Annotated in this window: 20 protein-coding genes and 1 pseudogene; 8 read left to right on the plus strand and 13 right to left on the minus strand. The window is 72.8% G+C overall.

Going from position 1 to position 21,500, the window contains the following annotated elements:
* Positions 1–20 precede the first annotated feature (20 nt).
* A complete protein-coding gene (locus AB0F04_RS34250; RefSeq protein WP_362049150.1) occupies positions 21–734 on the plus strand; it encodes a ribonuclease H in 714 nt (237 codons plus the stop codon).
* Here AB0F04_RS34250 and AB0F04_RS34255 read toward each other — a convergent pair whose 3' ends face one another.
* The gene (locus AB0F04_RS34255) at positions 735–1,556 is read right to left on the minus strand and encodes a tyrosinase family protein (RefSeq protein ID WP_362049153.1); all 822 of its coding nucleotides are present in this window, start codon (positions 1,554–1,556) and stop codon (positions 735–737) included.
* A gap of 32 nt (positions 1,557–1,588) precedes the next feature.
* A complete protein-coding gene (locus AB0F04_RS34260; protein WP_362049156.1) occupies positions 1,589–1,966 on the minus strand; it encodes a tyrosinase cofactor in 378 nt (125 codons plus the stop codon).
* A 417-nt stretch (positions 1,967–2,383) separates the two neighbouring features.
* Here AB0F04_RS34260 and AB0F04_RS34265 point away from each other — a divergent pair, with 417 nt between their 5' ends.
* A complete protein-coding gene (locus AB0F04_RS34265) occupies positions 2,384–3,874 on the plus strand; it encodes an MFS transporter (protein ID WP_362049159.1) in 1,491 nt (496 codons plus the stop codon).
* Positions 3,871–4,455 (plus strand): TetR family transcriptional regulator, encoded by a 585-nt coding sequence (locus tag AB0F04_RS34270; RefSeq protein WP_362049161.1) that lies wholly within the window; start codon positions 3,871–3,873, stop codon positions 4,453–4,455. The genes AB0F04_RS34265 and AB0F04_RS34270 overlap by 4 nt, the downstream gene beginning before the upstream one ends.
* Here AB0F04_RS34270 and AB0F04_RS34275 read toward each other — a convergent pair.
* Positions 4,452–6,176 carry a cholesterol oxidase substrate-binding domain-containing protein gene (locus tag AB0F04_RS34275; RefSeq protein ID WP_362049164.1) on the minus strand — a complete coding sequence of 575 codons (1,725 nt, stop codon included), beginning with the start codon at positions 6,174–6,176 and terminating at the stop codon, positions 4,452–4,454. The genes AB0F04_RS34270 and AB0F04_RS34275 overlap by 4 nt on opposite strands.
* A gap of 138 nt (positions 6,177–6,314) precedes the next feature.
* Between AB0F04_RS34275 and AB0F04_RS34280 the strand changes: the two genes are divergently transcribed.
* A complete protein-coding gene (locus tag AB0F04_RS34280; protein ID WP_362049167.1) occupies positions 6,315–7,298 on the plus strand; it encodes an aldo/keto reductase in 984 nt (327 codons plus the stop codon).
* A 9-nt stretch (positions 7,299–7,307) separates the two neighbouring features.
* Here AB0F04_RS34280 and AB0F04_RS34285 read toward each other — a convergent pair whose 3' ends face one another.
* Positions 7,308–7,655 carry a hypothetical protein gene (locus tag AB0F04_RS34285; RefSeq protein WP_362049170.1) on the minus strand — a complete coding sequence of 116 codons (348 nt, stop codon included), beginning with the start codon at positions 7,653–7,655 and terminating at the stop codon, positions 7,308–7,310.
* A gap of 148 nt (positions 7,656–7,803) precedes the next feature.
* Here AB0F04_RS34285 and AB0F04_RS34290 point away from each other — a divergent pair, with 148 nt between their 5' ends.
* A complete protein-coding gene (locus tag AB0F04_RS34290; protein WP_362049173.1) occupies positions 7,804–8,301 on the plus strand; it encodes a DUF6328 family protein in 498 nt (165 codons plus the stop codon).
* Between the two features lie 12 nt (positions 8,302–8,313).
* Here AB0F04_RS34290 and AB0F04_RS34295 read toward each other — a convergent pair.
* The 3 genes and pseudogenes from AB0F04_RS34295 to AB0F04_RS34305 form a co-directional block, all read right to left on the minus strand.
* Positions 8,314–8,823, minus strand: a pseudogene (locus AB0F04_RS34295) (DUF2238 domain-containing protein); the annotation flags it as partial.
* Positions 8,824–9,017: 194 nt separating this feature from the next.
* Positions 9,018–9,443, minus strand: a complete 426-nt coding sequence (locus AB0F04_RS34300) for an SsgA family sporulation/cell division regulator (protein WP_362049176.1) — start codon at positions 9,441–9,443, stop codon at positions 9,018–9,020.
* A gap of 62 nt (positions 9,444–9,505) precedes the next feature.
* On the minus strand, positions 9,506–10,546 hold the full coding sequence (locus tag AB0F04_RS34305) for a hypothetical protein (protein WP_362049179.1): 1,041 nt from the start codon (positions 10,544–10,546) through the stop codon (positions 9,506–9,508).
* 138 nt (positions 10,547–10,684) lie between these two features.
* Between AB0F04_RS34305 and AB0F04_RS34310 the strand changes: the two genes are divergently transcribed.
* The gene (locus AB0F04_RS34310) at positions 10,685–11,380 is read left to right on the plus strand and encodes a hypothetical protein (protein ID WP_362049182.1); all 696 of its coding nucleotides are present in this window, start codon (positions 10,685–10,687) and stop codon (positions 11,378–11,380) included.
* Here AB0F04_RS34310 and AB0F04_RS34315 read toward each other — a convergent pair.
* Positions 11,277–12,248 (minus strand): LLM class F420-dependent oxidoreductase, encoded by a 972-nt coding sequence (locus AB0F04_RS34315; RefSeq protein WP_362049185.1) that lies wholly within the window; start codon positions 12,246–12,248, stop codon positions 11,277–11,279. The genes AB0F04_RS34310 and AB0F04_RS34315 overlap by 104 nt on opposite strands.
* Positions 12,249–12,320: 72 nt before the next feature.
* On the opposite strand from AB0F04_RS34315, the gene AB0F04_RS34320 reads away from it, so the two are divergent.
* The gene (locus AB0F04_RS34320; RefSeq protein WP_362049188.1) at positions 12,321–13,772 is read left to right on the plus strand and encodes a serine hydrolase domain-containing protein; all 1,452 of its coding nucleotides are present in this window, start codon (positions 12,321–12,323) and stop codon (positions 13,770–13,772) included.
* Here the strand turns inward: AB0F04_RS34320 and AB0F04_RS34325 are convergent.
* From AB0F04_RS34325 to AB0F04_RS34345, 5 genes are all read right to left on the minus strand, one after another.
* Positions 13,764–15,437: a serine/threonine-protein kinase gene (locus AB0F04_RS34325; protein WP_362049191.1), complete on the minus strand. Its 1,674-nt coding sequence runs from the start codon at positions 15,435–15,437 to the stop codon at positions 13,764–13,766. The genes AB0F04_RS34320 and AB0F04_RS34325 overlap by 9 nt on opposite strands.
* Positions 15,438–15,770: 333 nt before the next feature.
* Positions 15,771–16,730 (minus strand): threonine/serine dehydratase, encoded by a 960-nt coding sequence (locus AB0F04_RS34330; protein WP_362049194.1) that lies wholly within the window; start codon positions 16,728–16,730, stop codon positions 15,771–15,773.
* A 125-nt stretch (positions 16,731–16,855) separates the two neighbouring features.
* The gene (locus AB0F04_RS34335) at positions 16,856–17,836 is read right to left on the minus strand and encodes a polyprenyl synthetase family protein (RefSeq protein WP_362049319.1); all 981 of its coding nucleotides are present in this window, start codon (positions 17,834–17,836) and stop codon (positions 16,856–16,858) included.
* Positions 17,837–18,081: 245 nt separating this feature from the next.
* On the minus strand, positions 18,082–19,137 hold the full coding sequence (locus tag AB0F04_RS34340) for a tetratricopeptide repeat protein (RefSeq protein WP_362049197.1): 1,056 nt from the start codon (positions 19,135–19,137) through the stop codon (positions 18,082–18,084).
* A 171-nt stretch (positions 19,138–19,308) separates the two neighbouring features.
* A complete protein-coding gene (locus AB0F04_RS34345) occupies positions 19,309–19,986 on the minus strand; it encodes an AIM24 family protein (RefSeq protein ID WP_362049322.1) in 678 nt (225 codons plus the stop codon).
* A 215-nt stretch (positions 19,987–20,201) separates the two neighbouring features.
* Here AB0F04_RS34345 and AB0F04_RS34350 point away from each other — a divergent pair, with 215 nt between their 5' ends.
* Positions 20,202–21,464, plus strand: coding sequence for an SGNH/GDSL hydrolase family protein (locus AB0F04_RS34350; RefSeq protein ID WP_362049200.1), 1,263 nt, complete (start codon positions 20,202–20,204; stop codon positions 21,462–21,464).
* Positions 21,465–21,500 lie beyond the last annotated feature (36 nt).

The following is a 21,500-nucleotide window of genomic DNA, read 5'->3' on the forward strand; positions in this document are numbered from 1 at the left end:
ACGTCCCCCGCGGCCATGGCATGATCGAGCGCATGCGTGAACGTGTTGTGGCCGCGTGTGACGGGGCTTCGAAGGGAAATCCCGGGCCCGCGGGCTGGGCCTGGGTCGTCGCCGACGCTTCCGAGACGCCGGAGCGGTGGGAGGCGGGGCCGCTCGGCAGGGCCACCAACAACGTCGCCGAACTCACCGCGCTGGAGCGCCTGCTGGCGTCGACCGACCCGGACGTGCCGCTCGAGGTCCGGATGGACTCGCAGTACGCGATGAAGGCCGTCACCACCTGGCTGCCGGGCTGGAAGCGCAACGGCTGGAAGACCTCCGCCGGCAAGCCGGTCGCCAACCAGGACCTCGTCGTGCGCATCGACGAGCTCCTGGACGGCCGCTCGGTCGAGTTCCGCTACGTCCCCGCCCACCAGGTCGACGGCGACCGGCTCAACGACTTCGCCGACCGCGCCGCCAGCCAGGCCGCCACCGCCCAGGAGCCCGCGGGCAGCGGCCTCGGCTCTCCCGAGCCGCCGCCCTCCCCGGACACCCCCGCGAAGACTCCCCGGTCCCGCCCGCGCGGCGGCGCGGCCCGCACGGCCAAGGCCGCGGGCGGCAAGGGCTCCTCGCGCACCATCAAGGCGAAGTTCCCCGGCCGCTGCCAGTGCGGCCGCTCGTACGCGGCCGGCGAACCCATCGCCAAGAACGACAGCGGCTGGGGCCACCCGGAGTGCCGCTCGGGTGCGAGTGTCTGATCAGACGTCGAACGTGTAGAACCGCGTGTGGTCCAGCAGGTCCGCCGGGCTCATGTCGTGCCACGGCCGCATCGTCTCGTTCAGGTCGATGACGTTCGGCGTCCCCGCGGTGGGCAGGTAGCGCGAGCCGGGGTGACGGCGCTGCCACTCCGCCCACAGCTTGTCTATGTACGCGTGGTGCAGCCAGAACACCGGGTCGTTGGGGGAGACCCCGGTGGCCATCTGCCCGCCGACCCAGACGTGGACGCGGTTGTGCAGATTGATGCCCCGCCACCCTTCGAGGTGGTTGCGGAAGCCGTCCGAGCCGCTGTTCCAGGGCGCCATGTCGTACGTGGGCATCGCCAGCACCGACTCGACCTCGGCCCGCGTCGGCAGCTCGCGGGTACCGGATCCCAGGGAGCGCCGCAGGAACGTACGGCCGTCGACCCGCACGTTGACCGGCCAGTTCCCGCCGGACGCGGAGAACGGCCCGTCCGTCACCCTGCCGTCCCGCTCCCGCCCGGTGCCCCCGAGGAAGTCGGGCGCCCACAGCGAGGCGCGCGGCGTACGGTCGACCGTCCAGTCCCAGTAGGGCAGCGTCACCGACGCGTCCACCGACTGCAGTGCCCGCTCGAACTCCAGGAGGAATCTTCGGTGCCAGGGCAGGAAGGACGGTGAGCGGTGCCCGGTCCGCTCGCCGTTGTCGGTGTCGGAGACGATGAACGAGTTGTGCGTCGTGACGAAGTCGTCGTAGCGGCCGCTGCGCTTCAGCTCCAGCAGCGCGGCGACGAAACGCCGCTTCTCGTCGGCGGTCAGGGTGGACTGGTTCTTGCGGACAGCCATGTGCGGGTGCTCCAGATGCCTTTCGGTAAGGGTCAGTTGGCGGGGAAGGGCAGCAGGGGCGCACCCTGCAGTTCGTCCACCGCGGCGCGGGCGGCGGCGCGCGGGGTGGCGACCGGGTCGTAGTGGCTGACGACGCTGATCCAGCTGCCGTCGGCGTTGCGCATCACGTGCAGCTCCACCCCGTCGACGAACACCGCGTATCCCGCGCCGTGGTGGCCGTGGTGGCCGTGGTGGCCGGACCCGGTGGCCGGGCGGCCCTGTATCCGGCGGCCCTTGTAGACCTCGTCGAAGGTCCCGGGGGAGTCGTGGTGCCCGGCGGCCGAGGCCGGGGTGACGGCTGACAAGGCACCCGCGCTCGTGGCGAGGGCGGCCGCGGCGGTGAGCGCGCTGCGACGGGTGAGTTCCGGCATACGGACCTCCTGAGGTCGGTCGGCTGATGACTCCGCATGCCTACCGGCCCGCCCGCTACCGGGAGAAATCCGCCCGAGCCGGTTGGCTGCGATCCGGGCAATTCCCCTTATGTCGTGCAAGGTTGAATCAAGATGATCTTGCTGCAGCGGGGTCGCGCGCAGACGCGGAAGGGGAAGTTCCGCCCATGAACGGTGCTGTGGCGGATGTTTCTGCCGGTGCGGTGCATTGCTCGTGGTGCACGTCACGCCGCGAAAATGGCGCGATTGGGCTGTCGGACCGCCGGCGCCGCAGCAGTACTACTGTGCGTGAGCGAATGATGACATCACGTTTTTTCCGTTGGGTGAATTGCTATTCACCAGCTAGGGTGAATAGCAATTCACCCGCGCCGTGCCGGCGCGCTGCCCGCCGGAGCTCCCATGGAACAGACCCCCGCGATACGCAAGCCATCCGGTGCGAGCACCCTGCGGGAACGGCTCACCGTCCCGGTGCTCGCGTTCGGCGGCATCCTCATGGCCGTCATGCAGACCGTGGTCGTGCCCCTGCTGCCGGACCTGCCCCGGCTCACCGGCGCCTCGGCGGGCACGGTCTCCTGGATGGTGACGGCCACCCTGCTCTCCGGTGCGGTCCTCACGCCGGTCCTGGGCCGGGCCGGCGACATGTACGGCAAGCGGCGGGTGCTCATGGCGGCCCTCGGGCTGATGACCGCCGGATCGGTCCTGTGCGCCCTGACCTCCGACATCACCGTGCTCATCGCCGCCCGCACCCTGTCCGGTGCCGCCGCCGCGGTCGTTCCGCTGTCCATCAGCATCCTGCGGGACGAGCTGCCGCCGCAGCGCCGGGGATCGGCCGTGGCGCTGATGAGCTCCACCGTCGGCATCGGTGCCGCGCTCGGCCTGCCGCTGGCCGCCGTGATCGTGCAGTACGCGAACTGGCACACCATGTTCTGGGTGACGAGCGCCCTCGGCGCCGCGGGAGTGACCTCGGTGTGGTGGGCGGTACGCGAGTCGCCGGTGCGCGAGCCCGGCCGCTTCGACGTACCGGGCACGATCGGGCTGGCCACCGGGCTGGTCTGCCTGCTGCTCGGGGTGTCGCAGGGAGGTCAGTGGGGGTGGGGCAGCGGCCGTGTCGCGGGGCTGTTCGCCGCCGCCCTCCTCGTGCTCGCCCTCTGGTCGTGGCAGCAGCTCCGGGCCGAACGTCCCCTGGTCGACCTGCGGCTGGCGGGCAGGCCCCGGGTCGGCCTGTCCCACGTGGCCGCATTGCTCGCCGGGTTCGCCTTCTACGCCAACACCCTCGTCACCGCCCAGCTGGTGCAGGCGCCCGAGGCCACCGGGTACGGGCTCGGGCTGTCCATCGTCGCCACGGGGCTGTGCCTGCTGCCCAGCGGCATCGTGATGCTGCTGCTGTCGCCCGTCTCGGCCCGGATCTCCGCCGCCCGCGGGCCGCGCATCACCCTGGCCCTCGGGGCGACGGTCATCGCCGCGGGATACGCCGTCCGCATCGCCGACAGCCGTGAGCTCTGGATGATCACCGCGGGGGCCACGGTCGTCGCGGTCGGCACCACCCTGGCCTACTCGGCGCTGCCCACCCTCATCCTGCGGGCGGTACCGCCCGGGCAGACCGCCTCCGCCAACGGCGTCAACGTCCTGATGCGCACGATCGGCCAGGCCGGATCCAGCGCCGCCGTGGCCGCCGTCCTGGTGCACCACACCAGCCCGGTCGGCGGCGCCCCGGTGCCCACCCTGCACGGCTATCTCCTGGCGTTCGCGATGGCCGGTGCGGTCGCCCTGCTGGCCGCGGCGGCGGCCCTGTGCATCCCCGGCGACTCCGCCGAGAACGCCACGGGCGTCCCGGACCGGGACCGGGAGAGCACCCGGAGCGCGCGCGAGCAGGCGAGGGAGGGAGCATGAGTGCCGTGAGCACTCCACCCGCCACGCCCTCACCCGCCCGCAGGGACGCCGAGTCGACCAGGACGGCCATCCTGAAAGCCGCCCGGTACCTGCTGGCCCGGCACGCACACGGCGACATCACCCTCAAGGCCGTCGCCGACCGCGCCGGAGTGAGTCCGCCGCTGATCCTGAAGTACTTCGGCAACAAGGACACGCTGTTCGCCCGGGTCATGTCCTTCGAGGCCGACGCCGAAGCGCTGCTCGCCGCGCCGCTCGACGACCTCGGCCCGCACATGGTCCGGCACGTCCTGGTCAGCCAGTCCGAGCAGGGCGCCGACCCGCTCCTGCGGATCGTGTTCGCCCCCCTGCACGGCGAGCAGGGCGACATCCTGCGCGCCAACTTCCGCACCCAGGTGACCGCCCGCCTCACCGCGCGCCTCACCGGACCCGACGCGGCCCTGCGCGCCGAACTGGCCCTCGCCACCCTGCTCGGCCTGGGCGTGATGTACGGCATCGCCCGCGGCAGCGAGCTGAGGGCGAGCACCGTCGACGCCCTGACGGACCGGTACGCCCCGACCGTCCAGGCGTACCTGACGCCCTAGCCGAACAGCCGGTCCAGGAAGGCGTTGCCGTACACGCGGTGCGGATCGAGCCGGTCGAGCACCGTGTCCGCCTCGGCCCACTCGGCGGGGCCGACCGTCGCCGGAACGACGTCGCCCAGCACCTCCTCGTCGCTCCACACCCCGTCCTCCGTGTACGCCCACCCCTTGGACCACTCCACGCGGGTGAGTGCGAAACCCCCGGCGAACGTGCGCAGGAGGAACCGTTCGATCTCGCGCAGGAAGGCCTCCGCGTCCGGCGTGCCCGGCAGCGTGAGGACGTCCAGCCACACGGCCGTGTCCCACTCGGGGTGGTCCTCGGGCGGCCGCAGCGCCGACAGCAGCGGCGGGCGGGCCCCGGGCACCCCCACGTCGCCCGGGTCGTCCAGGCCGGTCACCCGGATCTCCACCGAGCCGTTGACCGGGAAGCTGCCCCGGGCGGCGTACGCCGCCAGCCGCTCGCGGTAGAAGGCGGCGAACTCGGAGACGACCTGCTGCACCCGGTCCCGCGAGGTGAGGACCGCGTAGCCGTCGGCGTGCACCCGCAGCGTGCTCGGCTTGAGATACAGCAAGGTGTTCTTGGACGGCCCCCACAGGTCGGCGGACAGCGTCGTCACCAGCCCCAGCGCCGCGGCCTCGTACTGGGCGGTGCCGAGCACCGGCGCCAGGTACCAGGCCGCGTCCGACGTCATCCGTCCGACCAGCTCCGCCACCGGCCCCGGGATGTTGTCGGAGAACGGGTAGTTGTACGGCCGGGTCACCTTCCGCGAGGTCAGTGGCCGGGTGGGCGAGACGCTCCACACCTTCAGCCAGGGGTGCTCGGTGAAGGCGAACCAGATCGCCTCGACCCGCCCCGCCTCGTCCAGGAAACGCGCGAGGGTGCGCCCCTCGTCCGATCCGGGCGCGGCGAACAGCTCCCCGGCCGGGATGTCCGTACGGCTCACGCACCTGAGGTCGGTGTTCGCGCCCGTCCGCAGCACCACCTCGGTCACCAGCGACCGTCCGAGGTGCGTCAGCAGCGCGGCGCAGTCCGCCTCGTTGCGGTGGAACGTGCGCAGCACGTACGCGCCGGCCTGGGAATCCCACACGACCGCGGTCAGGGACAGGATCAGATTGCTGAGCGAGCCGTACGTGTGCCCGGACCGCCGTCGCTCACCGCGCGCGGGTACGGCGGTGCCGTGCGCGTCGACGGCGAGCGCTCCGCCCAGGGTCAGCACGCCGGGAGCGGGGGCGGCCGTGACGCCGAGGCCGTGCTCCTCCAGGAAGGTCAGCAAGGCCTCCATGGTCACACCGGTTCCCGCGCGCACGGCGGTGGGGGAGTCCAGGGCCAGGCCGGTGAGGTGGGGCGTGGTGTCGACGAGGAGGACCGGCGCACCGGACGGCGCCCCCTCCGTGACCGTCAGGGGCGACCAGCCGTGCGACGCGCCCCGGGCACGTACCCGCCACCCGTGCCGCCACGCCCAGTTCACGACGGCCACCACCTGGTCCGGGCCGTCCGGCGCGCAGGCCCACAGGCCGTCGGCGGTGATCTCACCGACCCAGTTCCGGTACGCCGACCGGTACAGCGCGACATCCGCGGGGAAGCCGGGCAGCTCCGCGGCGGCGGCCGCCGGATCCGCCGGAAGACCGGGTACGGCGGCCAGTGCGGCGGCGGTGAGGAGCAGGCGCCGACGCGTCCAGGACGAGGCGTCCGACGGGTGATTGTTCGTTGAACGGGTGGTCACGCGCGTCACGCTAGGGGCCGGTTGACACGTGACGTGTTCCTGTCGCATCAATTCACTCGTGTGAGTGAATTGGGCAGGCTCGGCGGGCTGCAGGGATACGCTCCGCACGGTGTCGTGACAGGTGACAGACTGACGCCCATGGACGAGCGCACATTCGACAGGTCGGGTCAGCACGCCTCCGTCATCGGTCTGGGCACCTGGCAGCTGGGGGCCGACTGGGGAGACGTCGACGACAAGGAAGCCCTCACGGTCCTGGAGGCGGCGGCCGAGGCCGGGGTGACCTTCTTCGACACCGCCGACGTGTACGGCGACGGGCGCAGCGAGCAGACCATCGCCACATTCCTCAGCGGGCGCCCGGACCTGCACGTCATGGTCGCCACGAAGATGGGCCGCCGGGTCGACCAGATCCCCGGGAACTACGTCCTCGGCAACTTCCGCGCCTGGAACGACCGCAGCCGGCGCAACCTCGGCGTCGACCGGATCGACCTGGTGCAGCTGCACTGCCCGCCCACCCCCGTCTACTCCACCGACGAGGTGTTCGACGCCCTCGACACCCTGGTGGCGGAGGAGCGGGTCGCCGCCTACGGCGTCAGCGTCGAGACCTGCGCCGAGGCGCTGACCGCGATCGCCCGGCCGAACGTGGCGAGCGTCCAGATCATCCTCAACCCGTTCCGCATGAAACCCCTGCTCGAGGTGCTCCCCGCCGCCCGTGCGGCGGGCGTCGGCATCATCGCCCGGGTACCGCTGGCCTCCGGCCTGCTCTCGGGCAAGTACACCCGGGACACCGTCTTCCCGGAGAACGACCACCGCACCTACAACCGGCACGGCGAGGCCTTCGACCAGGGCGAGACCTTCTCCGGCGTCGACTACGCCACCGGCGTGGAGGCGGCCGCCGAGTTCGCGGCACTCGCCCCCGAGGGATACACCCCGGCCCAGCTGGCCCTGCGCTGGATCGTCGAGCAGCCCGGCGTCACGACCGTGATCCCCGGCGCCCGCTCACCCCAGCAGGCCCGGGCCAACGCGGCCGCCGCCCGTCTCCCCGAACTGCCCGGTGAGACCCTGTCGGCGATCCGCGACCTGTACGACCGGCGTATCAAGGACCAGGTCGAGTCCCGCTGGTGACGCCCGCCCTCAGGGCTCCAGGAGCAGCTGCCTCTCCTGCTCCTGGTCGCCGGAGGCGGCACCGTCGTCGCGTGCCGTGAAGGCCCGGGTGAGTGTGTCGCTCGCCCGCCGCACGGCCTCCGGGCTGCCCTGCACGGTGACGGTCACCGGCGCGGACAGCCGCCCGGAGGCCTTTTCGTCACCGGGGGCGGAACCCGTGCCGCTCTCCCCGTCGAAGGTCGCCGTATGGACCGTCGCGTTCTTGTCGGCGGGGAGCTCGTCCGGCGCCCCGAACGTGCCTTCCAGGGCCCGGACGACCGCTCGTGCGTCGTCGGTGCCTCCGCCGCTGAGCGTCACGGTGAGCTGCGTACCGGACATGCGTCCACGACCTCCTCGGGCTCTGCGTCATTCGCGCCGTCCGTGTAACCGCCCCCTGATCGCTCAAACCGCCGCCGCTCCCGGGAGGGGGAGTCGTTCCGGGGAACCCGGGAAGGAGGAGGGCTCGGATCTCACACAGGGAGGAACCGTGGCGGAGGCGGCTGAGGGCGGGGCCATGCGCCGGGGGCGCAACGAGACGGAGGAGGAGAGAGCGGACCGGATGTGGCAGGAGCTCATCCAGGAGGTCCGCGTGGCGCAGATGGGCGTCCAGATTCTGTTCGGCTTCCTGCTCACCGTCGTGTTCACCCCGAAGTACGCGGATCTCTCCGACACCGACCAGACGATCTACCTGGTGACGGTCGTCCTCGGGGCCTGCGCGACCGGGGCGCTCATAGGTCCGGTGTCCCTGCACCGCCTGGTCGCCGGGCGGCGCGTCAAACCGCAGGCGGTGCGGCTGGCCTCACGGCTCACCCTGCTCGGCCTCGTACTGCTGCTCGCCACGACGACCGCGTCACTGCTGCTGATCCTGCGCGTGGCGACGCACGACGGCTTCGTGCCCTACCTGGTGGCCGGCGTGGTCGGCTGGTACCTGCTGTGCTGGTTCGTCCTGCCGCTGTGGACCCGTCACCGCCACACCTCGCGGTGACGGCAGCGCGGCCAGTCGCCGGTCGTGCAGCCGGCTGAGCAGCAGCAGCGACGCGCTCGCCCCGATCAGCGCGCAGAACATGTCCCACTGGGTGTCCCAGACATCGCCCTGGGTGGCCAGGAAGGCGTCCGCCGCGTGCCCGCCGGCCACGGCGGCCGCCCATTCGAGCATCTCGAAGACGGCGCTGAAGGCCAGGCACGCGCACACGGTCAGAGGCGCGAGCCAGCGGCTGCCGCGCAGCGGTGAGGTGCGCATCAGCAGCTCGCGCACCAGCACGGCCGGGACGAAGCCCTGCATCAGGTGACCGAACCGGTCGTAGGGATTGCGGTCCAGGCCGAAGGCGTCGCGGACCCGGTCGCCGAGCGGGACCTCGGCGTACGTGTAGTGGCCGCCCACCATCAGCACCACGGCGTGGGCGGCCAGCAGGCAGCACAGCACGTCGGTGAGCGGGAAACGCCGCCGGCTCAGGACCAGCAGCGGCAGGCCCACGAGGACCCAGACGACCTCCAGGAACCACGTCATGCGGTCGTGCGGGTTCCGTCCGGAGAGCACCAGCACCACGAGTACGCCGCAGACGAGGGCGGTACGCAGCGACGGCCGGCGACCCGGGCGTACGTCGGACAGAGCGGACATGGCGGGCTCCTCATCAGGGGAGCTCATCGTCGTGCCGGGGGCGGGCCCCCGGCATGAGTACGCCTACTCATACCGGCCGCGATTCAGCCCCCGGCGAGGACGCCCTCCAGGAAGTCGTCGACATGGACCTCCTCGCGGCCCGGCGGGACCACTTCGTGGGTCTCACGCAGGAACGCCGCGAACCCCGGCGCCCATCCGAACACCACCGCGTGGTGCCGGCCGCCGTCGGGGCGGGCATCGCCGAGGAACTCCATGCGCAGCTCCTGCCACATCCCCCGCGACTGCGGGCGCATCCGCACGTCGCCCACCCCGACCGGACGGCGCAGCGCCTCGCCGAGCATCTCCCGGTCGAGTTGCCACCGGGCGAGGACACGGCCGTCATGGCTGAAGACCACGGTGACGGCGAACGGGTCCGCGGCGTCGTAGCTCAGGTGGGCGAGCACGGAGAAACGTTCCGTGTCACCCGCCTGGAGCTGCACCACCAGGGTCTTGTGGACGAACGAGTTCACGAGAGGGCCTCCGGGAAGAACCGACGTAGAGCCCTCTAGTACCCCCGATTTCGCCGAAATGCTCAGCCGGCCGGGTGATTCCCGCGGGCACCGCGCAGCGACTCGATGCAGACGGCGACCGCCCGCTGCAGTTCCTCCAGGCGCTGGACCATGTCGTCCTCGTAGAAATCCCCCGCGTCGTCGAAGGTCAGCTCCTCGAACACCTTCGTCGCCTTCTGCAGGCTGCTGTAGAACTTCGTGCGCCGCTCCTGTACCCGCAGCCCCGGGTCCGCTTCCACGGTCTCCACCACGAGGGACTTCATCGTGTCGTACGCCTCGGCGGCCCACTCGCCGGCGTCCTCGCCCTCGTCCAGTTCGTCGATGAGCGACAGATGGCGCTCGGCTTCCTGACGGAGCTCGGAGGGCGCGTCGACGGTCTGCCCGGCGGGCGTCTTGATCCGACCCGACTCGGCGATCTGGCGCACGTATCCGATCCGGTCGGCCGCCCTGCTCTCACCGGCGACGGCCTTCTTCAGCTCGTCGGTGCGCACGACGTCGCGAGCCAGCTCCGACTGGAGGTCCGGATCCTCACGGACCCGGTCCAGCAGGGCCTGGCGGGCCGCGCGGGCGGTGGAGGGGTCGGCGAGGATCGCGGCCCGCAGGGCGGTGGGGTTCTCCGCGACCTCCAGCGCCTTCGTGGGCCGGATGCCCTCCGCCTGGGCAGCCTCGGAGATGGCGGTGCCGCGCTCGGACGTGGCGCTGTTGCGGGAGACGTAGTAGCTCAGCCACACGTCGGCGTCCGGCAGGTCCACCTCCTGACCCGGCGTCAGCGCCTCGAAGTGCGGGACCATCCCGTCGTCCGCCGCCCGGTCCCACGCCTTGTAGTAGCGCATGACCCGCTCCGGGGAGCAGCCGGCGAGTTCCGCGAACTCCTTCGCGGACACCTTCGGCGTCTCGTCCGCGCCCTGCCCGCCGGGCCGCACACTGCGCGCCACCTTCAGGCCGAAGGCCCACCCTCCGGTCCTGGCATACGCCCCGAACTCCCGCGCGTCCCGCGCGACCAGGTCGGACACGGGCGCCGGGGCGACGGGGGAGGTCTCGGGCGGGGTCATGGCTACGGTCACGGACAACTCTCCAGAGGCGGGGCAGACAGGACGGCACGAGATGCGGACGGAAGCCTAGCGGCACCCGCTGACCTCGCCGTTCACCGCCCGCCCGGAAATCGTCGTCGCCCCAGGGCACCGGTGCGCGAGGATGCACGCATGGTGCGAACCGGGGAGGGCGAGGTGCTGCCCCGCTGTGCGGAGTGCGGCGGGTACGCCTACGGCGGCGCCCCCGGCTGTGCCGTCTGCCGCGACCTGGTGGACGGCATCGTCGAGGGGGAGTGGGCCGCCTTCCTGCCGCGGTGGGACACGACGGCGGGCGGCGACCAGGAGCGGACACTGGCCGAGATGGTCGTCGCCGAACCCGACCGGCACGACTGGCGGCTGGTGGACGCCGCTCTCGACCGGCTCCGGTGCCCCGACTGCGGCGAGCGGCTCACCCGCGGCCCGGCCGGCTGCCCTCCGTGCGACCGGGCGCACGGCTACCGCTATGCCGCGATCGAGACGGACCGGCCGGGAGTCCCGCCGGGCAACGAACACGCGATCCGGGTCAACGTCTCGGTAGTGCGCAGGCCGCAGGTGAGCTCGGACAGCGAAGTGCTCGTCCGGCGCCTGCTGCTGCCCCTGCTCCTGGCGGGGTACCTGCCCACGACCGAGGAGGCCCAGCGGATCAGCGCGCTCGTGAAGAAGAGCCCCCCGGGGCGGAGGGCTCAACTGGTCGAGCAGACCGTGCGGCAACTGGCCGAGGACTTCAGCCGAAGGCGTCGCGCAGCGCGGGCAGCAGGGTCTTCTCCGACCAGTCCAGATACGCCGGCTGCGACGCCCCGCCGATCTGGACCAGGGCGACCTCGGTGAAGCCGGCCTCGGCGTACGGGCGGACGGCCTCGACGAACGCGTCCGGGTCGTCACCGCACGGGATGGCCTCGGCGACGTCGTCCTGGGTGACGAACTGGGTCGCCGCCTCGAAGGAGTCCGGGTGCGGCAGCTCCGAGTTGACCTTCCAGCCGCTGCCGAACCAGCGGAACTGGGAGTGCGCCCGCTCGACGGCCGCGTCCCGGTCGGGGTCGTAGCAGACCGGCAGCTGGCCGACGCGGGGCTTGCCCCGGCCGCCGTGCCGGTCGAACGACTCCAGCAGCCCGGCCTTGGGCTCGGTGGCGATGACCAGGTCGCCGAGCCGGCCCGCGAGTTCGCAGGACCGCTCCCCGGAGACGGCGATGCCGATGGGCGGTGCCTCGTCCGGCAGGTCCCACAACTTGGCCGACTCCACGTCGAAGTGCGTACCGCGATGGTTGACGTGTTTGCCTTCGAAGAGGGCACGGATGATCTCCACGGCCTCCTCGAACATCTCGTGCCGCACGTCGACGGACGGCCAGCCGCCGCCCACCACGTGCTCGTTGAGGTTCTCGCCCGATCCCAGTCCCAGCCGGAACCGGCCCTCGGACAGCAACTGCAGGGTCGCGGCCTTCTGCGCCACCACCGCCGGGTGGTAGCGGAAGGTCGGACACGTCACGTACGTCATCAGCGGGATACGTGACGTGGCCTGGGCCGCCGCACCGAGCACGGCCCACGCGTAGGGCGAATGGCCCTGCGAGCGCAGCCACGGGAAGTAGTGGTCGGAGGTCACCGAAAAGTCGAAGCCCGCCTCCTCGGCCCGCACCACGTGGTCGACGAGCTCTCGGGGGCCAGCCTGCTCGGTCATCATCGTGTATCCGATTTGCACCATAACCGGCGAGTCCCCTGACACGGGACTTGAAAACGGCTCGATCAAGGTCGCCGACGGGTGCAGGATGCCCGCATGAGCGCCCCGGACCTGCCGCACTCCGCCCCCGCCGCCCAAGGCGTCGACGCCTGCGGGGTGCACGCCTTCCTCGACGCCCTCGAAGCGGCGCCCGACATCGAGCCGCACAGCCTGATGATCATGCGGCACGGGCGGCTGGTCGTCGCCGGCTGGTGGGCGCCGTACACTGCCGGACGCCGTCACCTGCTGTACTCGCTCAGCAAGAGCTTCACCGCGACCGCCGCGGCCCTGGCCGAGGCGGAGGGGCTGCTCGATTTCGACGCGCCGGTGACCTCGTACTTCCCGGAGTTCGAAGCCGACATCACCGACCCGCGCAGCCGGGCCATGCTGGTGCGGCACGTGGCGTCCATGGCGAGCGGGCACCGGCGGGACACCGTCGACGAGGCCTTCGGGCGGGGCGTGTCCGAACCCGTCCGGCAATTCCTGCTGCTGCCCCCGGACGCCGACCCGGGCACCGTCTTCGCCTACAACCAGCCCGCCACCTACACGCTGGCCGCGATCGTCCAGCGGGTGACGGGGCAGCCGCTCACCGCGTACCTGCGGCCGCGGCTGCTGGATCCGCTGGGCATCGGCGAGGTGGCCTGGCTGTCGGACCGCACCGGCCGCGAGCTCGGCTTCAGCGGCCTGCACGCCACCACCGACGCGATCGCCCGGTTCGGACAGCTGTATCTGCGCGACGGGCTCTGGGCGGGCGAGCGGCTGCTGCCCGAGGGGTGGGCGGCCCGTGCCTCACACCCCCGCACCCCCACCGCCGGCCTGATGGGAGACGTGGACCGGCAGGACTGGGACCAGGGCTACGGCTACCAGTTCTGGACGTCCCGGCACGGCTACCGGGGCGACGGAGCATTCGGCCAGTTCTGCCTGGTGCTGCCGGAGCACGACGTGGTGATCGCGGCGACCTCGGCGACCGAGCGGATGCAGGAGTACCTGAACCTGGTCTGGAAGCATCTGCTGCCCGCCTTCGGCCCGGGGCCGCTGACCGGCCGCGAGGCCGCCGACGCGGAGCTGCGGGAGCGCCTCGGCCGGCTCGCGCTGCCGCCCGCCCCGGGGCGTTCCGGACCCTTCGGCCGGGAGCGGGACTGGGCAGGGGCCGTGTTCACTGCCTCCGACGGGGACGGACCGCTTCGCTCGGCCGGGCTCACCCGGGACGCCGGCGGCTGGACGCTCACCCTCACCGGAGAGCAGGACCGTGCGGACCGTCCGGACCGGCTCGACCTGCCGATCGCGCGGGAGGGCTGGACGGTCGCGGAGGAACCCCTCCCGGCCGCGGTCAGCGGCGGCTGGTCCGATGGCGGCACGCTGGCCGTGGACGTGGTGTTCCTGGAGACCCCGCACCGTCTGGCACTGACCTGCTCCCTCGCGGAGGGGACACTCACCGCCCACTGGCGCACCTCTCCGCTGCACCGCGGTCCCCTCACCACCCTGCGCGCTCCGCGCCGGTCAGTCTGAGTCCGGCCGGAAGGTCGTGAAGAAGGCCCGCAGCGCGTCCTGGTTGTCGGCCTTGTCCCAGTCGGCGTCCGGGGTGGTCCAGCGCAGCGAGAAGCTCCGTCCCCCGCCGAGCAGGAAGCCCCGGCCGTAGGTGTGCACACGGGTGCCGTCGACGTACGCCGTCCACTCCATGTCGGCGGCCTTGCGGCCCTGGTACGTGGTCGCGCGGATCGCGCCGATCCGGTCGTAGCCGTCCGCCTGTTTGAGGTTGGGTTCGACGTCGTCCCGCCACACGGCCACGGGGTCCGGGCCCGCCCGGTCGCTGTAGGTGACGGCGAGCGTGCGGTCGTCGTCCTCGGCACCGAAGACGACCCGGTACACCTCGCCGTCACGGTCGGTGTCCAGCCGCTCGAATCCCTTGGGGAGGGCGACGGAGAAACCCTCCGCCGCCCGGTAGCGCTGGAATCCGGCCGGCAGGGCCGTGGCCGGGGAGGAGGGGGCGCGGGTCGGGGTGGGCTCGGGCGGGGCCGCGGGCGGGGAGGACGGAGTAGAGGTGGGGGTGGGGGAGGGGGACCCGGGCGGGCTGGGCGCCCCCGACGGTTCGGGGCTGCCGCCGCCGGTGCCCCCGCCCGGGGTGGCGGCGGAGACCGGCGGCCGGGCCGGCGACTCGGCCGCGTCGCTGCCGTCGTCCGTGCCGGGCAGCCCCTGGGTCGCGGCGAGCACGGCGACCGCGACGGTGACGACGGCCAGGGCCGTTCCCGCCACCATGGTCCGCCTGCTCCACGCCGGGCTGCCCGTCCGCACCGCGGCGTAGGCGCCGCGCAGCCGCGGGACGGGTGCCGCGGCCAGGGCGGCATCGGGGTCCTCGCTGAGGGCGCGGGTCAGCGCCTCACGCACCACCGGCCGGGTCAGCCGCTCTCGCGAGTCCTTGCGGAGCAGTCCCTGCACGACCTGGGTGAGCGGCCCGGCGCGCACCGGTGTGCGCAGCGGAAGCCGGTCCACGCCCTTCAGGGTGTTCTCCGGTCGCCCCCGGTCCCGGAAGGGCGGTCGCCCCTCGACCGTCGTGTAGAGGATCGCGCCCAGCGCCCACAGGTCGGCCGCGGGGCCGATGCGCTGGTCGCGGGCCTGCTCCGGGGAGGCGAACGCGGGTGCCGTCAACCGGGGCGCGAGGGTCGCGCCGGCCAGGCCGAAGCCGGTGACGACGACCGAATGGTCCTCGCGCACGAACACCTGGCCGGGGCTGAGCTCGCCGTGCGTGATGCCTTCGGCGTGTGCGGCGTCCAGCACGTCGAGCAGTTCCAGGCCGATCCTCGCCGCCCGCACGTAGGTGAACGTGCCCTGCTCGGAGAGGAGTTCACCCAGGGCGGTGCCGTCGATCCACTCGTTGACCGTCCACAGCGCGCCGGCCTCCTCGACCGCGTCGACGGCCACGGCGATCCGGCCGGGGCACAGCAGCGCCATGTTCTCGGTCGTGCGCAGCAGGCGGGCGGCGGCCCGGCGCTCGGCCCCGTGCGGGTCCTCCGGAAGCCCGATCTGGGTCACCAGACACGGGCGCGAGATCTCTCCGGCCCCCGTGTCCTCGGCGTACCAGCAGATGCGGTTGGTCTCGCGATGAATGATCTCGAGCAACCGGTACCGGCCGGCGACCAACTGGTGTGTGGAGACGTGCGCCCTGCCCATGGCCATCCCTCGCTGGAAACCTGGCTCTCACCTTTTCCAGAGGTACGGGGAGTGAGGCGGCCCGCGTTCAAACGGATCGCAACTCCGTGCCCGTTCCTGTCTTTTGTTCAAAGGGTGGGAGCAAGTGTGCGAAGAAACAGTGTCTTTCGCGTCCCGGGCACGGTTCACCTCGGCTGCCCGGGGTACGACGGACGAGAGGAATTCGGCCACCGCGGCCCGTAGATTTGCGAATTCGGGCCCTGCCTGGTGGTAACCGGCGGTAAATGCGGAGGCGTGCGACGTCTGAACTCGGAGCCCTCCGATGAATTTCGCGACGGATTCCCGCGGGTGGCCGGAACGTCAGCGCAGCCCGAAGCGACGCGACCAGGCGAACACGTCGTCCGTCGTCGCGTTGCCCCCGCACACCACCAGGCCGAGCCGCGCCCCGTCGCCGACCCGTTCCAGGACCTGCCGGGCCGCGGGCAGCAGGCAGCCCGCCGCCGGTTCGGCCCACAGCTTGGCGTGCTCGGCCAGGTCCAGCACGCCCCGCACGGCCTCCCGGTCCGGAACGACGAGGACCTCGGTCACCAGGGCGGAGACGTGGTCGTACGTCAGCTGCGACACGGACGGGGCGCTCAGGGTGGAGACGATCGACGACAGGGTGACCGGCTGCGGGCCGCCCGCCGTCAGTGCCTCGGACATGGCCCGGGCGCCCTCGGTCTCCACGCCCCACACCCGCACGCCGGGCCGGCACGCCCGCAGCGCGGCGGCGACACCGGCGATCAGACCGCCGCCCCCGATGCTCACGATCACGTCCGTGAGTTCCCCGGCGTCGGCGGCGAACTCCAGGCCGACCGTGCCCTGTCCGGCCATCACCGCGGGGTCGTCGAAGGGATGGACCAGGGTCAGACCGTCCTGCTGAAGCCGTGTCATGAGCGCGAACGCGCCGTCCATGTCGTCGGTCAGCCGCACCGACGCGCCGGCCTCCTCCGCGATCTCCACGGCACGGGCGGGTGCCGAGCGGGGCATCACCACCGTCGCCTTCACGTCGAGGGCCGCGGCCATGACCGCGACGGCGATCCCGTGGTTGCCGCCGCTGACCGCCACGACCCCGGCGGCCCGCTCGGCCTCGCCCAGCGACAGCAGCTTCGCCGCCGCACCGCGCGCCTTGAACGAGCCGGTGCGCTGCAGCAGTTCGAGCTTGACGGTGACCGGTGCGCCGAGCAGCGCCGACAGCCCCGGGCTGTCCACGGTCGGGGTGCGCACGACATGCCCGGCGATGCGCCCGGCCGCGGCTTCGATCTCCGGCATTCCGATCATGGCAGGTGTCCTCCCGGCGCGGGGTCGCGTGACGCGCCGTACCGAACCCTGGCGTGCCGAGGGGGCCGAGGTCAAAGCGGTGCGCGGGCACGCCCTGTGTCACCGTCGCACCCCGGCCCGGCGGGTCAGACGTCGCGGCGCACCAGATACTCCAGCAGCGACCGCAGGTCCCCGACGGCCTCCGCTGCCAGGGGGGTTGCGGCGAGTGAGGTCTCGACGGCGGTGAGATGCCGGCGGGCCTCCGCCAGGGCCGCCGCGCGGCCGCCGGCCTCCTCGATGAGCGCGGCAGCCGTGCCCGTCGCGGCACCCGACGTCAGGAGTGCGGCGATCCGGCCGCCCATCGGGGAGCCGAGGGCGACCAGCACCGGGAACGTCTTCTTCCGCTCACGCAGATCACCGTGGACCGGTTTACCGGTGACACCGGGGTCACCCCAGATGCCCAGCACATCGTCGACGATCTGGAACGCGACCCCCAGGTGCCGGCCCGCCCGGTCGAGTGCGGCGGCCGTCTCGGGGCGGGCACCGCCGAGCACGGCGCCGAGCGCCGCCGCGCAGCCGAGCAGCGCGCCCGTCTTGTGCTCCGCCATCGCCCGGTACTCCGCGGGTCGTACCCGCTCCGGGCCGGTCCACGGACGGTCGGCGAACAGCAGGTCGTCCGCCTGCCCGCGCACCAGGTCACCCAGCGCCGCGGACAGTGTCCGCACGCCCGCCGCACCGCCGGGCTGCGCGGCCAGCGTCTCGACGGCCAGGGCGAACAGCGCGTCGCCGGCCAGCACCGCGGGGCCCGTGCCGTAGGCCTTCCACACGGTCGGGCGGCGTCGCCGGTCCGCGTCGCCGTCCATGATGTCGTCGTGCAGCAGGGAGAAGGTGTGCACCAGTTCCACCGCGACCGCCGCGGCCACCCCGGCCCGGCCCGGCGCACCGGCCGCCTCCGCGCCGAGCACCGCGAGTGCCTGCCGCACGCCCTTGCCGCCGGAGGCCACGGCAGGCGCCCCGCCGACCTCGCACCAGCCGAAGGAGTAGGCGGCCATCTCGCCCACCCAGGGGTGCAGCCGCCCCACGGCTTCCTCCAGAGCGGGCCGGACCAGGGCGCGGCAGCGGCCCAGAACCGCCGGGACATCACCGGCGCCGGCCGCGCGATCGTGCGGCTCGCCCTGTCGCGCCGTCGGCGCGGGGGCGGGTGCCTCGGCCGTCGTGCCCCGGAGCGACGGCCGCGCAGGGGCCGGGGCCGGTGTTGTCGTGCCCTCGTGCGCCGCATGCCCGGCTTCCCGGGACGGCGGCGCCTGGGTGACCGGTGACGGCGCCGTCGTGGCGTCCCTCCTGGCTGTCTCCACCGTCGTCGGCAGCGCCGTCACAGGGCCGCCCCCGTCGCCTGCCCGGCCGACGGTATGCCGAGTTCCTCGTGGGCCCGGGCCACCATCCGGCGGGCGTGCTGCAGGCCGATGCGCTCCAGCAGGACGGCGAGGTCCGCCAGTTCGGCCGCCGTCTCGTCACGGTCGCGGCCCAGGCGGGCCAGGGCCTTGGCGAGTCCCAGCCGCGAGAGTGCCTCTCCGCGCGGCTCGCTCATCTCGCGGAACTCCGCGAGCGCCTGCTCGTACAGCTCGCGGGCCTGCTCGTAACGCCCCGCCCGGTACAGGACGTTGCCGCGCATCTTGTGGTTGTAGGCGAGCGCGCTGGACAGCCGCATCGCGCGGCACGTCGTCTCCGCCTCTCTCAGCAGCTCCAGGGCCCGTTCGGTGTCCCGGTCACGCACCGACACCACGTCGGCCAGGCCGCGCAGTGCCCAGGCATGGCCGCGGCGGTCGTCGGCACGAGCGGCGATCTCGGCGGCCTCCTCGAACAGCGCGTACGCCGAGTCGTAGCGGCCGGTGTTGCGGTGCATCTGCGCGATGCCCTCCAGCGCCCACACCGTGTGCCGCGCCTCGCCTCGCCGCCGGGCCTCGGCGAGCAACTGCTCGTGCAGTCTGCCGACGGCCTCGTAGTCGCCCTGGATGCGGCCGGTCTCGGCCAGCCCGGCCAGCGAGTAGCCGCGGACGACGACGTCCCCGCCGCGTTCGCCCAGATCGGCCGCCAGCTGGAGCAGCCTGCGGGCCAGCGGGAGTGCGCCGCGCTGCCGGGCCAGCGTGCCGCCGCTCCACAACGCCCAGGCCATCGCCCCGAGATCCTCTGCCTGCCGGGCCGCGCGGTAGCTCGCCTTCCAGGCCCTCTCCGCGTCCTCGACCCGGCCCAGCCGGCGGTGCGCCTCGGCCACCGCGAGTCCGGAGCGCGCCGCCTCCCGGGGCTGTCCGGCGCGTTCCGCGGCCCGCAGCTGCTCGGTGCCCGCGGCCAGGACGTCGGTCAGCGAGGAGTTGACGGAGAGGGTGGTGAGCGCGCCCTGGTACTCCGGGGCGAATGCCTTGCCGTACATCGATGCCTTTCGGTCCGTATGCACACCATCTATACATGCAGCGTATACATGGTGTGTATAGAGGCGTGGAGGCCGGCCCCGGCCCACGGGCCAGGGCATCACCTGTTGCCGATCAAGACGTCGGCGGAACGGACCGGGTTGCCTGTGAGGCGCAGATCACCTGACAGGCGTTCAGTGCTGACCCGCCTTGTGCGGGGTCGCCTCGCTCGGCCGGACGACGACGTACCCCTCGCCCTGGAGCACCAGTTGCACCGCCTCGCCGGAACCACCGCGCAGCATCGACCCGATGGACTGGGAGCGGTGCAGCGAGGTCTGCAGTCCCGCGGTCCATCCCACGACCGCGTCGGTGTCGACGTACACCGGATGCTGCGGCGACACCGGGATGACGAGCGGGTTGCCCTCGCACACCAGGCCCAGCTTGCCGTACCCGGTGAAGACGCTGTTGAACAGGCCGCCGCCGGTGATGCCGGCGCCCTTCACGGTCGCGATGCGGTACGACAACGTGGCGTCGAAACACAGGACGTTGCGGCCGTTGACCGTGAACTCGTCGCCGGGCTCGACCTCGACGATGAAACAGTTCTGTGCCTCGTGCGCGAACCAGGCATCGCCCTGCCCGCGCACCGCCATCAGCGGCAGGCCCTCCCCGGTGACCGCGCGCTTGAGCATGCCGCCCACGCCCTGCCCCTTGCGCTCGAACTGGAGGCTGCCGCGGTAGGAGATCATCGCGCCCTGCCGGGCGAGCATCTCGCCGTTCACCGTGTAACGAAGGCACTTGGCGTTCTCGACCGTCATGCCCGGCGCCACGGCCGGCTGCACCACGTGCTCACTTGAAAAGAGGTCACCCTTCATCCCGGCATCCTCACCCGGAGCGTCTCCCTCCGCCAAGATCACCCGGAAGGCCGCTTCGCCCACCCACGGCTCACCCCTCTTCACCGACCGCACGGGACGGCACGGCCGGCCCGTCGGGACCACCTGCGCAGCGCCGCCGACCGCACCACTACGGTGAGGTACGCCGGGACGACCTGCGCCCGCACCCGCCCCGACCGGCCGAAGGAGCGCCGACGATGTCCCGCACCGCCCGCCCCCGCTGCCGAGCCACCCTGGCCGCCCTCACCTGCTGCGTCGCGCTGGGCTGCGGGACCGGCACGGCGCCCCGGGAGCGGCCCGGCCCGCCGCCCGGTCCCCCGAGGGCGGCCGGGCCCAGTGTGGTCACCTGGGCCTCGTCCGCGGGCCACCTGAGCGAGGTGGCGGACGGCGCGGCCGACGGCCGCGGTTACCGGCTGATGGTGCGCACCAGCGTGGGCGGCAGCGGCCTCCGCGTGCGGCTGTCCAACGCCTTCGGCGACCGGCCGGCGACGTTCACCAACGTCCACGCGGGTCTGCGACGGGGCGGTGCCGCACTCGTCCCCGGCAGCAACAGACGCCTGACCTTCGACGGGGCCCGCTCCGTCACCGTCCCCGCCGGCGGCATGGTCTACAGCGACCCGCTGCCCGGCCGCGTCCCGGCCGGGCGCACCCTCGCCGTCAGCATGTACGTGCCGCGGGCGGGCGGCGCGCTCACCGGACACTGGCTGGCGATGCAGACGTCCTACAAGACCGTCGGCGACCACGCCGCGGAGGAGAGCGCGGCCCACTGGAAGCAGCGGACCGGCTCCTGGTTCTACCTCGACGCCGTCACCGTCCGGCCCCGCGAGAGGACGGGCGCCGTGGCCGCGCTCGGCGACTCCATCACCGACGGCTGGCACTCCACGACCGACCGGGACCGCCGCTGGCCCGACTTCCTGGCCCGCCGCCTGAGCAAGTCCACCGGCACCACGGTCGAGGGCGTGGCCAACGCGGGCATCGCCGGCAACAAGGTCCTCCTCGACGGCCCCGGGCAGAGCGCCCTCAACCGTGTGCGGCGCGACGTGCTCTCGCTGCCGGGTGTGCGCACGGTCTTCCTCTTCCAGGGGGTCAACGACATCAAGGCCGAACCCGGCGCCACCGGTGCCGGGCTGATCGCCGGCTACCGCAGGTTGATCGACCGGGCGCACGCGGCCGGGAAGTGCGTCGTCGGAGCCACGATCGCCCCCTACAAGGGCTGGCAGGAATGGGACCCCGCCGGGGAAGCGGTACGACGGCAGGTCAACGCCTTCATCCGCGACAGCGGCGAGTTCGACGGGGTTGCCGACTTCGACCGTGTCCTGCGCAGCCCCGACGACCCCGAGCGGCTCCGCCCCGCTCTCGACGGCGGCGACCATCTGCACCCCAACGACCAGGGGATGCAGGCGATGGCCGACGCCGTCGACCTGGACAGCCTCGACTGCAAGGCCCGCCGGGCGGGTTGACCAAGGTCCCGTCGTCCGCCCATGGGCAGGTGGGAC

Source organism: Streptomyces sp. NPDC029041, assembly GCF_040637515.1.
Lineage (GTDB): Bacteria > Actinomycetota > Actinomycetes > Streptomycetales > Streptomycetaceae > Streptomyces.

What these genes read in the sequence shown, in the direction of transcription:
- AB0F04_RS34250 (WP_362049150.1), top strand. Translation starts at nt 21, where the DNA reads ATGATCGAGCGCATGCGTGAACGTGTTGTGGCCGCGTGTGACGGGGCT.
- AB0F04_RS34255 (WP_362049153.1), bottom strand. Translation starts at nt 1,556, where the DNA reads ATGGCTGTCCGCAAGAACCAGTCCACCCTGACCGCCGACGAGAAGCGG.
- AB0F04_RS34260 (WP_362049156.1), bottom strand. Translation starts at nt 1,966, where the DNA reads ATGCCGGAACTCACCCGTCGCAGCGCGCTCACCGCCGCGGCCGCCCTC.
- AB0F04_RS34265 (WP_362049159.1), top strand. Translation starts at nt 2,384, where the DNA reads ATGGAACAGACCCCCGCGATACGCAAGCCATCCGGTGCGAGCACCCTG.
- AB0F04_RS34270 (WP_362049161.1), top strand. Translation starts at nt 3,871, where the DNA reads ATGAGTGCCGTGAGCACTCCACCCGCCACGCCCTCACCCGCCCGCAGG.
- AB0F04_RS34280 (WP_362049167.1), top strand. Translation starts at nt 6,315, where the DNA reads ATGGACGAGCGCACATTCGACAGGTCGGGTCAGCACGCCTCCGTCATC.
- AB0F04_RS34285 (WP_362049170.1), bottom strand. Translation starts at nt 7,655, where the DNA reads ATGTCCGGTACGCAGCTCACCGTGACGCTCAGCGGCGGAGGCACCGAC.
- AB0F04_RS34310 (WP_362049182.1), top strand. Translation starts at nt 10,685, where the DNA reads ATGGTGCGAACCGGGGAGGGCGAGGTGCTGCCCCGCTGTGCGGAGTGC.
- AB0F04_RS34315 (WP_362049185.1), bottom strand. Translation starts at nt 12,248, where the DNA reads ATGGTGCAAATCGGATACACGATGATGACCGAGCAGGCTGGCCCCCGA.
- AB0F04_RS34320 (WP_362049188.1), top strand. Translation starts at nt 12,321, where the DNA reads ATGAGCGCCCCGGACCTGCCGCACTCCGCCCCCGCCGCCCAAGGCGTC.
- AB0F04_RS34325 (WP_362049191.1), bottom strand. Translation starts at nt 15,437, where the DNA reads ATGGCCATGGGCAGGGCGCACGTCTCCACACACCAGTTGGTCGCCGGC.
- AB0F04_RS34330 (WP_362049194.1), bottom strand. Translation starts at nt 16,730, where the DNA reads ATGATCGGAATGCCGGAGATCGAAGCCGCGGCCGGGCGCATCGCCGGG.
- AB0F04_RS34340 (WP_362049197.1), bottom strand. Translation starts at nt 19,137, where the DNA reads ATGTACGGCAAGGCATTCGCCCCGGAGTACCAGGGCGCGCTCACCACC.
- AB0F04_RS34345 (WP_362049322.1), bottom strand. Translation starts at nt 19,986, where the DNA reads ATGAAGGGTGACCTCTTTTCAAGTGAGCACGTGGTGCAGCCGGCCGTG.
- AB0F04_RS34350 (WP_362049200.1), top strand. Translation starts at nt 20,202, where the DNA reads ATGTCCCGCACCGCCCGCCCCCGCTGCCGAGCCACCCTGGCCGCCCTC.